The 13,216-nt window shown below is 63.0% G+C and carries 17 protein-coding genes; 12 read left to right on the top strand and 5 right to left on the bottom strand.

All coding sequences use genetic code 11. The features are described 5' to 3' along the window. Nucleotides 1-60: 60 nt before the first annotated feature. The 5 genes from EPZ47_RS12990 to EPZ47_RS12970 all read right to left on the bottom strand — a co-directional run bounded on the left by EPZ47_RS12990 (nucleotide 61) and on the right by EPZ47_RS12970 (nucleotide 3,747). On the bottom strand, nucleotides 61-1,488 hold the full coding sequence (locus tag EPZ47_RS12990; protein WP_135845134.1) for a cbb3-type cytochrome c oxidase subunit I: 1,428 nt from the start codon (nucleotides 1,486-1,488) through the stop codon (nucleotides 61-63). A 3-nt stretch (nucleotides 1,489-1,491) separates the two neighbouring features. Continuing rightward, nucleotides 1,492-1,932, bottom strand: a complete 441-nt coding sequence (locus tag EPZ47_RS12985) for a c-type cytochrome (RefSeq protein WP_109756147.1) — start codon at nucleotides 1,930-1,932, stop codon at nucleotides 1,492-1,494. A gap of 173 nt (nucleotides 1,933-2,105) precedes the next feature. Then, the gene (locus tag EPZ47_RS12980) at nucleotides 2,106-2,363 is read right to left on the bottom strand and encodes a cytochrome C oxidase subunit IV family protein (protein WP_135845133.1); all 258 of its coding nucleotides are present in this window, start codon (nucleotides 2,361-2,363) and stop codon (nucleotides 2,106-2,108) included. Nucleotides 2,364-2,375: 12 nt separating this feature from the next. Continuing rightward, nucleotides 2,376-2,960 (bottom strand): cytochrome c oxidase subunit 3 family protein, encoded by a 585-nt coding sequence (locus tag EPZ47_RS12975; RefSeq protein ID WP_135845132.1) that lies wholly within the window; start codon nucleotides 2,958-2,960, stop codon nucleotides 2,376-2,378. Then, nucleotides 2,944-3,747 (bottom strand): CbbQ/NirQ/NorQ/GpvN family protein, encoded by an 804-nt coding sequence (locus EPZ47_RS12970; protein WP_135845131.1) that lies wholly within the window; start codon nucleotides 3,745-3,747, stop codon nucleotides 2,944-2,946. The genes EPZ47_RS12975 and EPZ47_RS12970 overlap by 17 nt, the downstream gene beginning before the upstream one ends. On the opposite strand from EPZ47_RS12970, the gene EPZ47_RS12965 reads away from it, so the two are divergent. From EPZ47_RS12965 to EPZ47_RS12910, 12 genes are all read left to right on the top strand, one after another. Beyond that, on the top strand, nucleotides 3,746-3,934 hold the full coding sequence (locus tag EPZ47_RS12965; RefSeq protein WP_135845130.1) for a hypothetical protein: 189 nt from the start codon (nucleotides 3,746-3,748) through the stop codon (nucleotides 3,932-3,934). The genes EPZ47_RS12970 and EPZ47_RS12965 overlap by 2 nt on opposite strands. 11 nt (nucleotides 3,935-3,945) lie before the next feature. Then, entirely contained in the window at nucleotides 3,946-5,625 is a 1,680-nt protein-coding gene (locus tag EPZ47_RS12960) for a cytochrome D1 domain-containing protein (RefSeq protein WP_135845129.1), read from the top strand. A gap of 24 nt (nucleotides 5,626-5,649) precedes the next feature. After that, nucleotides 5,650-5,958 (top strand): c-type cytochrome, encoded by a 309-nt coding sequence (locus tag EPZ47_RS12955; protein WP_135845128.1) that lies wholly within the window; start codon nucleotides 5,650-5,652, stop codon nucleotides 5,956-5,958. A 118-nt stretch (nucleotides 5,959-6,076) separates the two neighbouring features. Next, the gene (locus EPZ47_RS12950) at nucleotides 6,077-6,406 is read left to right on the top strand and encodes a c-type cytochrome (RefSeq protein WP_135845127.1); all 330 of its coding nucleotides are present in this window, start codon (nucleotides 6,077-6,079) and stop codon (nucleotides 6,404-6,406) included. Further along, nucleotides 6,403-7,581: a cytochrome D1 domain-containing protein gene (locus EPZ47_RS12945; RefSeq protein WP_135845126.1), complete on the top strand. Its 1,179-nt coding sequence runs from the start codon at nucleotides 6,403-6,405 to the stop codon at nucleotides 7,579-7,581. Before EPZ47_RS12950 ends, EPZ47_RS12945 begins: the two co-directional genes overlap by 4 nt. A 2-nt stretch (nucleotides 7,582-7,583) precedes the next feature. Then, entirely contained in the window at nucleotides 7,584-8,042 is a 459-nt protein-coding gene (locus tag EPZ47_RS12940) for an Lrp/AsnC family transcriptional regulator (RefSeq protein ID WP_135845125.1), read from the top strand. After that, nucleotides 8,039-8,551 (top strand): siroheme decarboxylase subunit beta, encoded by a 513-nt coding sequence (gene ahbB / locus EPZ47_RS12935; protein WP_135845124.1) that lies wholly within the window; start codon nucleotides 8,039-8,041, stop codon nucleotides 8,549-8,551. The genes EPZ47_RS12940 and ahbB (EPZ47_RS12935) overlap by 4 nt, the downstream gene beginning before the upstream one ends. Beyond that, nucleotides 8,544-8,987, top strand: a complete 444-nt coding sequence (locus EPZ47_RS12930) for an Lrp/AsnC family transcriptional regulator (protein ID WP_135845123.1) — start codon at nucleotides 8,544-8,546, stop codon at nucleotides 8,985-8,987. The genes ahbB (EPZ47_RS12935) and EPZ47_RS12930 overlap by 8 nt, the downstream gene beginning before the upstream one ends. Further along, nucleotides 8,962-9,498: a siroheme decarboxylase subunit beta gene (gene ahbB, locus EPZ47_RS12925; RefSeq protein ID WP_135845122.1), complete on the top strand. Its 537-nt coding sequence runs from the start codon at nucleotides 8,962-8,964 to the stop codon at nucleotides 9,496-9,498. Before EPZ47_RS12930 ends, ahbB (EPZ47_RS12925) begins: the two co-directional genes overlap by 26 nt. Before the next feature lie 28 nt (nucleotides 9,499-9,526). Then, nucleotides 9,527-10,723, top strand: a complete 1,197-nt coding sequence (gene nirJ / locus EPZ47_RS12920) for a heme d1 biosynthesis radical SAM protein NirJ (RefSeq protein WP_135845121.1) — start codon at nucleotides 9,527-9,529, stop codon at nucleotides 10,721-10,723. A gap of 37 nt (nucleotides 10,724-10,760) precedes the next feature. After that, on the top strand, nucleotides 10,761-11,591 hold the full coding sequence (gene cobA / locus EPZ47_RS12915; RefSeq protein WP_135845120.1) for a uroporphyrinogen-III C-methyltransferase: 831 nt from the start codon (nucleotides 10,761-10,763) through the stop codon (nucleotides 11,589-11,591). Continuing rightward, on the top strand, nucleotides 11,588-13,081 hold the full coding sequence (locus EPZ47_RS12910) for a nitrite reductase (protein ID WP_135845119.1): 1,494 nt from the start codon (nucleotides 11,588-11,590) through the stop codon (nucleotides 13,079-13,081). Before cobA ends, EPZ47_RS12910 begins: the two co-directional genes overlap by 4 nt. The last annotated feature ends 135 nt before the right edge of the window (nucleotides 13,082-13,216 follow it).

Below are 13,216 nucleotides of genomic sequence, written 5' to 3'. Positions count from 1 at the left end.
CGAGGGAGCTTGCTCCCTCCCCACAACAAACGCCCTTGCCACAGGTTCAGCGATGATGATTCACGACGGCACCACCGCCGCCGGTGCGCGCAAGGCCGCACGGCCACGCTGGCGGAAGCTGAACAGGTAGCAGAGCAACCCCGCCAGGAACCCCACGCCACTGACCAGCCGCGCCCAGAACAGCGGCTTCAAATGATCCATCGTGGCCATGAACGGCAAGGCACTACCGTCCGCCATCCAGCGTTGCAACCACACCTGGACGACACCGGCGGCGGTGAGGAACAAGGTGATCATTACCATCGACAGGGTCATCAACCAGAAGCCCCAGATTTCCAACCGCTGGGAACGCTCATCTGCCGCTTCACCCAGCCCACGCAAGCGTGGCATGGCGTAGCTGATCAACGTCATCACGATCATCGCGTAGGCACCGTAGAAAGCCAGGTGACCGTGGGCCGCGGTCAGTTGCGAACCGTGGGTGTAGTAGTTGACCGGGGCCAGGGTGTGCAGGAACCCCCAGACGCCCGCACCGAAGAACGCGGTGACCGTGGTGCCCTTGGCCCACAACGTGGCGGCGCGATTCGGGTGTTGCCGACGACGGTTTTTCACCATGCTGAAGGCGAACACCACCATCGCCAGGAACGGTAACGGTTCCAACGCCGAGAAGATCGAGCCGACCCACAACCAGACCTCGGGTGCGCCGATCCAGAAGAAGTGGTGACCGGTACCAATGATCCCGGTAATCAGCGCCATGGCGATGATCACGTAGAGCCATTTCTCGACCACTTCGCGGTCCACGCCGGTGATTTTGATCAGGACAAAAGCGAGCATCGAACCCATGATCAGTTCCCAGACACCTTCCACCCAAAGATGCACCACCCACCACCAGTAGAACTTGTCACGGGCGAGGTTTTCCGGGTTGTAGAAGGAGAACAGGAAGAACACTGCCAGGCCGATCAACCCGGTCATCATCACCATGCTGACCGTGGTTTTGCGCCCCTTGAGCAGGGTCATGCCGATGTTGTAGAGGAACCCCAGGCACACCACGACGATGCCCATCTTGGTGATGGTCGGTTGCTCCAGGAACTCACGGCCCATGGTCGGCAGCAAGTCGTTGCCGGTGAATTTCGCCAGCGTCGCATAAGGCACCGAGAGGTAACCCAGGATCGTCGCCACACCCGCGGCGGCGAACACCCAAAACAGCACGAGCGCCAGTTTCGGGCTGTGCAGCTCTCGATCAGCCTCCTCCGGAATCAGGTAATACGCCGCGCCCATGAAGCCAAACAGCAGCCAGACGATCAGCAGATTGGTGTGGACCATGCGGGCCACGTTGAAGGGAATCAGCGGGAACAGAAAGTCGCCGACCACGTATTGCAAGCCCATGATCAAACCGAACAGCACTTGCCCCAGGAACAGCATCAGGGCAAACACGAAGTAAGGTTTGGCGACGGCCTGCGAGGCGAATTTCAGATGCGGATTAGCCATGCTCATCTCTCAGCCCTCCTTGTTTGGCGGCCAGCCATTGGTATTGATTTTCGAACTCCACTTGAGGAACTCGGCGATGTCGTCGACTTCCTGCTCGCTCAGGTTGAACTGCGGCATGGCCCGACGGCCCGGGACGTTCAGCGGCTGCATTTTCATCCAGGCCTGCAGGAACGGCTTGAAGGCTTCCTCGCCACCGCGACGGTTGACCACATTGCCCAGCTCCGGCGCAAAGTACGCACCCTCGCCCAGCAGGGTATGGCAGCCGATGCAGTTGTTGCGCTCCCAGACGCCCTTGCCGCGTATCACCGATTCGCTCAATTGCGCCTGGTTGCTGCGCTCTGGAAAGGTCTGTTCCGTGTGGTAGGTCAGGGCCAGGAATATCAGGAAAAAGAACACGCTTCCCCCGAAATAAATATTCCTGGCCATGCCTTTGGTGAAGGTATCTGACATGGTCACTTCCTCATTGCTTGGCGTGTTCATTCTAGGAAGCGAGGGGTCTGAAACCGCTTGATGGCGATCAAGAATCTCCGATGGTTTTAGTCGGTTGTTCGCCCCCCTGTGACTGGGGAGCTTGCTGTGGCGAGGGAGCAAGCTCCCTCGCCACAGGGACCGTGTTCACAGATTCAGACCGCGGATGTGATGACGATCCCTATCACGCTCGCCAGCACCACCGCCCAGCTCAGTACCAACCGCCGCCACAGGCGCGGCGCATGGTGCAGTTCCATGAAGCCGTCGGCGATCAACCAGGCCTTGGCCACCGCCACCGTCAATATGGCGATGGAAACCAGTCCGGTGGCGGCTGCCTGGCCCAGGGCCACGGTGGCGCTGCTCAACACCGCCAGCGCCATCCAACAAACGATCAGAACACGAGAAGCCGACATGGGTATTTCATCTCAATCAAGGATGTAGACCAACGGAAACAACAGCACCCAGACCAGATCCACCATGTGCCAATACAGCACGCCGGATTCCAGCCCGCTGTAGCGCTGTGAATCATAACGACGGCGCCGACAACCCTCGGCCAGCCAACCGAGAATCACCATGCCCAGCAGCACGTGCAGGAAATGAAACGCCGTGAGGATCCAGTACAAGGTGAAGAAGGTGTTGTGCTCCATGCCCAGGCCGCTCGCCAACAGATGGGCGTACTCAGTGAGCTTGATCCCCACATAGCCACAGGCAAGCAACAACGCCACAGACAAAAACAGCGCACCTCGACCCGGCCGGTCCTGCCTGACCTGCTCCTGGGCCAGGGCGGCGAACAGCCCGGCGGTCAGCAGGCTGAGGGTCATCGCCAGCCCCGTGGAACGGTCCAGCAACTGCCTGCCTTCACTGAACATCTGCGGGTGCAACATCTGGGCGACGGCGAACGCCAGGATCAACAGTGCAAACACTGACAACTCGGCGAGGATGAAAAACCACATCGCCAAGTCCCCCGGCAAACGCCGGGGTGTGATAGCGGTTTCAGCCGAAGTGGACATCGACCACATCCATCAACGCGGCAACCGTCTGCGGGTCATCACTCAAGGGCTCGGCCAGGCACGCCAGACAGGCCTGTCGCGGGCCCATACCGGAACCGATCATGCGCGCCGCAAAAATCAGCAAGCGCGTGGAAGCGACCTCCTCCAGATCATGCTGATCGAGCCGGCGCAGTGCCTGCCCCAGTCGCACCACCTGGGCTGCCAGGGCCATATCAACGCCGGCCTCACGGGCAACGATACGTTCTTCATCGGCAACAGCCGGATAACCAAAGCGCATCGCCACGAAACGCTGGCGGGTGCTGGGCTTCATGCCTTTGAGCAGGTTCTGGTAACCGGGGTTGTAAGACACCACCAGCATGAAGGACCGCGGCGCCTGGAGCACTTCGCCCGTGCGCTCCAGATACAACTGCCGCCGATCATCGGCCAGTGGGTGCAGCACCACCGCCGTGTCCTGCCGCGCTTCGACCACCTCGTCCAGGTAACAGATGCCTCCCTCGCGCACCGCCCGGGTCAATGGCCCGTCCTGCCACCAGGTGCCCTGGGCGCCGATCAGGTGACGGCCGATCAGGTCGGCCGCGCTCAAGTCATCGTGGCAGGCCACGGTGTACAGCGGCAGTTTCAGACGGTGGGCCATGTGCTGGACAAAACGGGTCTTGCCACACCCGGTGGGGCCTTTGATCAGCACCGGCATGCCGTGATGCCAGGCCTGTTCGAACAGCGCCTGTTCGTTGTCCTGAGGTTGATAAAAGGGTTCGTCCGGGTGCTGCAAGGTATGGAGAGTGTTCATGACAGAGCCTGATCAGAGAGCGCGATTGCCGGCCACGCTACGGGGCCCTGCGACAACCTGGCAAGGGCTGCGGCGGGCAAACTTGATCGCCGTCAAGCGGCTAACCACCGGCCTGGGCATAGCCTTGCAGCGCACCAAGAATCTGCGCGCCGAACGTCAATTGCAGGGCAGCGCGGGTCACGCCTGAGGAGAAATGGAATGCTGATCAGCCACAAAAAATCGTGGGCCCTGAGGGTCACGGCGCTGTGTACAGCGCTGGTCGCCCCCCACGCCTTCGCCGACCAAACCGCTGCGCCGGAGCAACCCCGCGTGGTCAAGAGCGAAGGCGCGCCGGACCTGAGCCAGGCCGACTTCGACTCGGCCAAGGAAATCTATTTCCAACGCTGCGCCGGCTGCCACGGCGTACTACGCAAGGGCGCCACCGGCAAGCCGCTGACACCCGACATCACCCAGGCACGCGGCCAGCCATACCTGGAGGCGCTGATCACCTATGGCTCGGCCGCCGGCATGCCGAACTGGGGCACCTCCAATGCCCTGAGCAAAGACCAGATCACGGTGATGGCCAAGTTCATTCAGCACACCCCGCCGACGCCGCCGGAATGGGGCATGGCCGAAACCCTCAAGACCTGGAAAGTGCTGGTCAAGCCTGAGGACCGGCCGACCCGGCAACTCAACTCACTCAACCTGCAAAACCTGTTTTCAGTGACCCTGCGCGACGACGGCAAGATTGCCTTGATCGACGGCGACAGCAAGAAAATCGTCAAGCTGATCGACACCGGTTACGCCGTGCACATTTCGCGCATCTCGGCCTCGGGTCGCTACCTGCTGGTGATCGGTCGGGACGCCAAGATCGACATGATCGACCTGTGGCCGAAAGAACCGACCAAGGTTGCGGAAATCAAGGTGGGCATCGAGGCCCGCTCGGTGGAAACCTCCAAGTTCAAGGGCTACGAAGACAAATACACCATCGCCGGTTCCTACTGGCCGCCGCAGTTCACCATCATGGACGGCGAGACCCTGGAGCCCAAGCAGATCGTCTCGACCCGTGGCATGACCGTCGACACCCAGCAATACCACCCGGAACCTCGGGTCGCGGCCATCATCGCCTCCCACGAGTGGCCGGAGTTCATCGTCAACGTCAAGGAAACCGGCAAGGTGATGCTGGTCAACTACCAGGACATCAAGAACCTCACCATCACCAGCATCGACGCCGCGCCGTTCCTGCACGACGGCGGTTGGGACAGCAGCCATCGCTACTTCATGACGGCGGCCAACAACTCCAACAAAGTCGCGGTGATCGACTCCAAGGAACGCAAGCTCACCGCCCTGGTGGACGTAGGCAAGACCCCGCATCCGGGACGCGGCGCCAACTTCAACCACCCGCTCTACGGACCGGTCTGGGCCACCAGCCACTTGGGCGACGCCGGGGTTTCGCTGATCGGCACCGACCCGGTCAAACACCCGCAATACGCCTGGAAGCAGGTCGGCTCGCTGCAGGGCCAAGGTGGCGGTTCGCTGTTCATCAAGACCCACCCCGAATCCCGTCACCTGTATGTCGACACCACCCTCAGCCCCGACGCCAAGCTCAGCCAGTCGGTAGCGGTATTCAACATCGACAAGCTCGACGCCGGCTACACCGTGCTGCCGATTGCCGAGTACGCCGGTATCAAGAAAGGCGCGTTGCGCGTGGTCCAGCCGGAATACAACAAGGCCGGCGATGAGGTCTGGTTCTCGGTCTGGAGTGGCCAGGAAGACGAGTCGGCGCTGGTGGTGATCGACGACAAGACCCTCAAGGTCAAGAACGTGATCAAGGACAAGCGCCTGATCACCCCGACCGGGAAATTCAACGTCTACAACACCCAACACGACATCTATTGAGCCCCATCAATAAGAGGAAAAACCATGAAGCCTATTCTGATTGCCTTGGCCCTGACGGCCGCCTACAGCCTACCGGCGCTGGCACAAGACGGCCCGACGCTGTTCAAGAGCAAACCCTGCGCAGCCTGCCATTCCATCGATACCAAGGTGGTTGGCCCGGCGCTCAAGGAAGTGGCGGCGAAAAACGCCGGCGTCGCTGGCGCGCAGGACCTGCTCGCCAAGCACATCAAGGAGGGTACGCAAGGCAACTGGGGACCGATGCCGATGCCGGCCAACCCAGTGACCGATGAAGAAGCCAAGATCCTGGCTGCGTGGGTGTTGAGCCTTAAATAACTTTGACTGAGAGCATCTCCCTGTGGCGAGGGATTTATGTGGGAGCAAAGCTTGCTCCCACATAACCCCCTCGCCACAAAAGCTGCGCTCGACTTTATTTCTTGATCAGGAGGACGTCATGGAACGACACCGCTCTGCAACCTTGATGACCACCCTCCTCTTTGTTTTCTCCTCCTGTGTGCTGGCCGATCCCGACCACCAGCGCCAGGTGCAACTGCAACACCTGTTGGAACAGGATTGTGGCGCCTGCCACGGCCTGTACATGACCGGCGGCCTCGGCCCAGCCCTGACCCGTGATGCCCTGGCCGGAAAATCCCGAGACAACCTCATCGCCACCGTCACCCTGGGGCGGCCCGGCAGTGCCATGCCCGCTTGGGCGCCGCTGCTCGGCCCCGACGATATCCGCTGGCTGGTGGACCGGCTCCTTCAAGGAAAACCCGCCTCATGATCCGTTCTCTATTGTCCCTTACAGCCACCGCCCTGCTGCTCTCGGCTTGCGCCCAGACACCGCTGCGCGGCACCGGCGATCTCGGCGTGGTGGTGGAGCGCGCCACCGGCAGCCTGCAAATCATCGAAAGCGACACCCGCACCGCCCTCGCCCGCGTTGAGGGACTGGGGGATCTGTCTCACGCCTCGGTGGTGTTCTCCCGTGACCAGCGTTATGCCTATGTGTTCGGCCGCGATGGCGGCTTGAGCAAGGTTGACCTGCTCACCGCACACATCGACCGGCGCATTATCCAGGGCGGCAACAGCATCGGTGGCGCGATCAGTCAGGACGGCAAACTGATCGCGGTGTCCAACTACGAGCCCGGCGGCGTCAAGGTGTTCGATGCCCAGACCTTGGCACAGGTCGCTGACATTCCGGCCACGCCTTTGCCTGACGGCAAGAAACGTTCACGAGTGGTCGGTCTGGTGGACGCCCCGGGGCAGCGCTTCGTGTTCAGCCTGTTCGACACCGGCGAAATCTGGACCGCCGACTTCAGCCAGGGCCACACGCCGCGCATCGAACGTTTCACCGCCATCGGCCAGCAACCCTACGACGCGTTGATCACCCCAGACGGGCGTTATTACATGGCCGGGCTGTTCGGTGAGGACGGTATGGCGCAACTCGATCTCTGGCACCCGGAACACGGCGTGAAACGGGTGCTGGGGCAATACGGACGCGGCGAGGCCCGCCTCCCGGTGTACAAGATGCCCCATCTGGAAGGCTGGGCCCTGGCCGACCAACAAGCCTTCGTGCCCGCCGTCGGCCATCACCAGGTGTTGGTGATGGACGCGAGCAACTGGCAGCAGCGCGATGCCATCGCCGTGGCCGGCCAGCCAGTGTTTGTCACGGCACGCCCGGACGGCCGGCAACTGTGGGTCAACTTCGCCTACCCGGACAACGATCGCGTGCAGGTCATCGACACCCAGACCCACGCCATCGTCGCCGACCTGCGACCGGGGCCGGCGGTGCTGCACATGGAATTTACCGCAAGGGGTGACCAGCTGTGGCTGTCCGCACGAGATGGCGCTGAGGTGCAAGTCTGGGACCCTTATCGCCTCGAACGCCTGGGCAGCCTGCCGGCCCTTAGCCCCAGCGGCATTTTCTTCAGCAGCCGCGCACACAAACCGGGGTACTGACCATGACATCGAGTTCACTGGCCCGGCGCCTGATCGATCAATTCCAGCACGGCATGCCGCTGTGCGCCGAACCCTATCGGGCCATGGCCGATGCCCTGGGCTGCAGCGAGGCGCAAGTGCTCGAATGCCTGCAACACCTGCAAGTGGCCGGCACCTTGTCGCGAGTCGGCCCGGTGTTCGAACACACCCGGGCCGGCGCCAGCACCCTCGCCGCCCTGGCGGTGCCCGAGGACCGCTTGCATCAAGTCGCGGCGCGCGTCAGCCAATACCCGGAAGTGAATCACAACTACGCCCGGGAACATCGCTACAACCTCTGGTTCGTGCTGACCGGCCCTGACCGCGCACACCTGGACAACATTCTCCAGGAGCTGGAAAGCGACACCGGCCTCACACCACTGGACCTGCCCATGCTGACCGCCTACCGCATCGACCTGGGCTTTGCCCTGGAGGCCACCCCATGAACATCCCCTTGAACGAGCAACAGTTACTGACGCTACGCCGCCTGCTGGAAGCCGGCCTGCCCCTGGCCGCACGGCCCTTCCAGGTCCTGGCCGAGCAGATCGATGCCAGCGAGCAACACGTCCTCGAACAGATGCAGGCTTGGCATGAACAAGGCCTGTTCCGGCGCGTCGGCCTGGTGGTCAACCATCGCGCTTTGGGTTTCGCCGCCAACGCCATGCTGGTGCTGGATGTGCCGGACGCACTGGTCGATGAAGTCGGTCGTCGCCTGGGCCAGGCGCCGGGCATCAGCCTTTGCTATCAACGGCCGCGGCGCTTGCCCCAGTGGCAATACAACCTGTTCTGCATGATCCACGGGCGCCAGCGTGACCGCGTGGAAGCCCAGGTCCAGGCGTTGCTGCAAGAGCATTTGCTCGACGACCTGCCCCACCAGTTGTTGTTCAGCACGCACCTGTTCAAGCAATGCGGCGGGCGCTTCGCCCCACCGGCCGGAGCCTGCCTCAATGGATGACCTCGACCGTCGCCTGATCAACCGCCTGCAACTGGGCCTGCCACTGGTGCGGCATCCCTGGCAGGCCCTGGCCCGCGAACTGGACAGCAGTAGCAGCGAATTGCTCGACCGCCTGCACGAATTGCTCAACGACGGCGTCCTCACCCGCTTCGGTCCGATGTTCGACATCGATCGCCTGGGCGGCGCCTTCACCCTGGCGGCGCTGGCGGTGCCCGAGCCGCGTTTCGACACCGTCGCCGAGCTGCTTGGGGCCATGCCCGAGGTGGCCCACAACTACCGCCGCGAACACACCTGGAACATGTGGTTCGTGCTCGCCTGCCCCAGCGAACAAGCCATCAGCGACACCCTGACGCGCATCGAGCATCTGACCGGCCTGGTGCCGCTGAACCTGCCCAAAGAGGAGACCTACCATGTCGGCCTGTATTTCCCGGTCTGAGTCATTGCTGCGGCCCCTGCCTCGGTTGGATGAAACACCTCTGGCGCTGCGGCTGGTGGAACTGACCCAGGCCGGCCTGCCCTTGCTCGAAGACCCCTGGGCCTGGCTCGCGGAGCAACTGGGGCTGAGTGTGGAATCCACGCTCGATTTGCTCAAGCGCCTGCAGGCCGAAGGCGCGATCCGTCGCATCGCCGCCGTCCCCAATCACTATCGCCTGGGTTATCGCCACAACGGCATGACCGTCTGGGACGTGTGCGATACCGACATCGCGCGCCTCGGTGCCCTGCTGGGCGCGCAGCCTTTCGTCAGCCATTGCTACCGCCGTCCGCGCCGGCCCCACTGGCGTTACAACCTGTTCGCCATGGTCCATGGCCGCAGCCGCGAAGAAATCGACAGCTACCGCGAGCACCTGCGCTACTTGCTGGGTGACGCCTGTGCCGCCGACGACATGCTGGTGAGCAGCCGCATCCTGAAAAAAACCGGCCTGCGCCTGTCGCCCACCTTGGGCTGAACCGGCACGTCGGCCGAAGGAGCACGTTATGTTGAGGATCAGCCACTACCTGCGGGCCCTGGCCGGCCAATGCGCTGCCCCACGCGTAGCATCACCGGGCAGCAGCCGGCCGCCCGTGGTGATCTGGAACCTGCTCAGGCGCTGCAACCTGACCTGCAAGCACTGCTACGCCACGTCCGCCGACAGCGTGTTTCGCGATGAGCTGGACACGACGGCGGCGCTGCAGGTCATCGACGACCTGCATGACGCCGGCGTACGTGTGTTGATCCTTTCCGGTGGCGAACCGTTGCTGCGCGAGGACCTGTTCCAGCTCAGCGCCTATGCCCGCGACAAAGGCTTTTTCCTCGCCCTGTCTACCAACGGCACGCTGATCAACGCGTCCAACATCGAACAGATTGCCGCGGCGAACTTCGATTACGTGGGCATCAGCATTGATGGCCTGGAAGCCACCCACGATGAGTTCCGGCAACTCAAGGGCAGTTTCGCCAGTTCCATGGCGGCCATCCGGCTCTGCCGTGAACGCGGGATCCGCGTCGGGTTGCGCACCACCCTCACCCAGCAAAACCATACCCAGCTGCCACGGCTGCTGGACTTGATGACTGAATACGACGTGCAGAAATTCTACCTGTCGCACCTCAACTACAGCGGCCGGGGCAAGCGCAGCCGCAAGCTCGACGCCCTGCAGCAGATGAGCCGCGAAGCAATGACGCTGATTTTCGAGCGGGCCTGGCGCGATGTCGAGCAGGGTCGTGAGAGTGATTTCGTCAGCGGCAACAACGACGCCGATGCAATCGTGCTGCTGCAATGGGTCGCCCGGCGCCTGCCCCAGCACTACACCGCACTGGAGCAGATGCTGCGGGCCTGGGGCGGCAATGCTTCGGGCAGCGGCATCGCCAATATCGACAACACCGGCGAGGTCCATCCCGACACTTATTGGTGGCAGCACTCGGTGGGCAATGTCCGCCAGACCCCGTTCAAGACCCTCTGGCTCGAGCGTCCCGATGCCCTGCTGCTGAAACTGCGTGAGCACCCACGGGCCGTGAGCGGTCGCTGCGGACAATGCCGCTGGCTGGCGATCTGCAACGGCAATACCCGCACCCGTGCCTGGGCCGACGGCGACCTGTGGGGCCAGGACCCGGGCTGCCACCTCAGCGATGAAGAAATTGGTGTGCACGCGATTCCCAGCGTTGGGATTCCCAGCACTGCGTTGCCCTGCGCCCGATAACCCAATGGCGAACCTGATGCCGAACCAAGGAAGTCCCATGCCAGCCCCCCTCGTTTTGCCCGCTGCCCTGCAATCGTTCCTCAGACCGGGGGAAGTCGCCCTGGTCGGCGCCGGTCCCGGTGACCCGGGCCTGCTGACGTTGCGCGCCTGGAGCCTGTTGATGCAGGCCGACGCGGTTGTCTACGACCGCTTGATCAGCCCGCAACTGCTGAGCCTGATCCCGTTGACCTGCGCCCGACATTACGTCGGCAAGGCCGCCGGTTGCCACAGCCTGCCCCAGGCGCAGATCAACGAGCTGCTGGCCGAGCTGGCGGACCAGGGACAACGGGTGGTCCGACTCAAGGGCGGCGACCCATTCATTTTCGGTCGCGGTGCCGAAGAACTGGAGTACTTGCTGGCCCGTGGCATCGATTGCCAAGTGGTGCCCGGCATCACCGCTGCGGCCGGTTGCAGCGCCTACGCCGGCATTCCGCTGACCCATCGCGACCTGGTCAATTCCTGCCGGTTCATCACCGGTCATCTGCAACGCGAAGGCGATTTGAGCCTGCCATGGCAAAGCCTGGCGGATGACAGCCAGACCCTGGTGTTTTACATGGGGCTGTCGAACCTGGGCACCATTGCTGCGCGGCTGATGGAGGCAGGCCTGGCGGCCGACACCCCGGCGGCGTTGATCAGCAACGGCACCCGCCCCGACCAACAGGTGCTGCGTGGCACCCTGCGGCAATTGCCGGGCATGGCGCTGCAATGCTGCGAAGGCCTGCCGACGTTGACGGTGATCGGCAAGGTCGTCGGCCTGTTCGCCCATCAAATGCTGGAGCATCCGGCGCGTCTTCACCCCATCACACAGGCCCTGAAGGTGGCGCTATGAAGCGCTGGTGGCTGCCACTGCTGTGGATCGGCGCGGCCCATGGCGCGGTCACCCGCGACGTGGATCTGCAACTGGCCGAGCGTGACTACCAGCAGCATTGCCAACAATGCCACGGCGTCAATCGTATCGGCGGCACCGGGCCGGCGCTGTTGCCCCAGAGCCTGAGCCGGATCAAGCCCGCCGAAGTCCGCCAGGTAATTGAAAACGGCCGGCCGGCCAGCCAGATGGCGGCGTTCGGCACGGTGCTGGAGCCGGCGCGGATCGACGCCCTGGCGCTGTACTTGCAGCGCCCCCTCGCCGTCGAGCCGACCTGGAATGAGGACGACATTCGCCAGAGCCATCGGCTGCTGGCCGACGTCGCCAGACTGCCCGACACCCCTCAGCACAAGGCCGATCCGCTGAACCTGTTCGTGGTGGTGGAGGCCGGCGATCATCACATCGACGTGGTCGACGGCGATCGCTTCGAGGTCCTCGCACGTTTCGCCTCGCACTTCGCCGTGCATGGCGGGCCGAAGTTTTCGCCGGATGGGCGCTTCGTCTACCTGGCCTCCCGGGACGGCTGGATCAGCCTGTACGACCTGCACAACCTCAAGCTGATCGCCGAGGTACGGGCCGGGCTCAATACCCGTAACCTGGCGGTGAGCAAAGACGGCCGCTGGGTGTTGGTGGGCAACTACCTGCCCGGCAACCTGACGGTGCTCGATGCCCGCGACCTGTCACTGGTCAAGACCCTCCCAACGGTGGGCCGCGACGGGCAAGCTTCGCGGGTCAGCGCGGTCTACACAGCCCCACCGCGCAACAGCTTCATTGTCGCGTTGAAGGACGTCAAAGAAGTTTGGGAACTGTCCACCGGACCGAGCCCGGACTTCGTGCCCAGGCGTATCGAGACCGAGGATGATCTGGACGACTTCTCCTTCTCGCCCGACTACCGCCAATTGCTCGCCACCTCGCGCAAGGCCCAAGGCGGCCAGGTGATCGACCTCGACTCTGGTCGTGTCGTCACCGACATCGCGTTGCCGGGCATGCCGCACCTGGGCTCGGGCACTTATTGGAAGCGCGATGGGCACTGGGTGTTCGCCACGCCCAATATCAGCAAGGGGCTGATTTCGGTGATCGACTTCAACACCTGGAAAGTCATCAAGCAGATCCCCACCCTGGGGCCGGGTTTCTTCCTGCGCAGCCACGTCAACTCGCGCTATGCCTGGACCGACGTGTTCTTCGGCCCGGACAACGATGCCATCCACCTGATCGACAAACAGACCCTGGAAATCGCCCACACCCTGCGCCCGATGCCCGGCAAAACCGCCGCCCACGTCGAATTCACCCGCGACGGCCGATACCTGCTGCTGAGCATCTGGGCCACCGACGGCGCGCTGATCGTCTACGACAGCAACACCCTCCAGGAGATCAAGCGCCTGCCCATGAACAAACCTTCGGGCAAGTACAACGTCGGCAACAAGATCGAATTTGCCGAGGGGACATCGCACTAGCGATAAAAAAACTGTGGGAGCCGAGCCTGCTCGCGATGGCAGCGGCATGGCCAACATCATTGCAAGCTGATCCACCGCTATCGCGAGCAAGCTCGGCTCCCACAGTTTTTGGGTGTACACAGATTCTCTGAACAC

It is taken from the genome of Pseudomonas viciae (assembly GCF_004786035.1).
GTDB classification, from domain to species: Bacteria; Pseudomonadota; Gammaproteobacteria; order Pseudomonadales; family Pseudomonadaceae; genus Aquipseudomonas; species Aquipseudomonas viciae.
The sequence above is the reverse complement of the archived record's forward strand: the minus strand, read 5'-3'. Positions and strand labels throughout refer to the sequence as shown.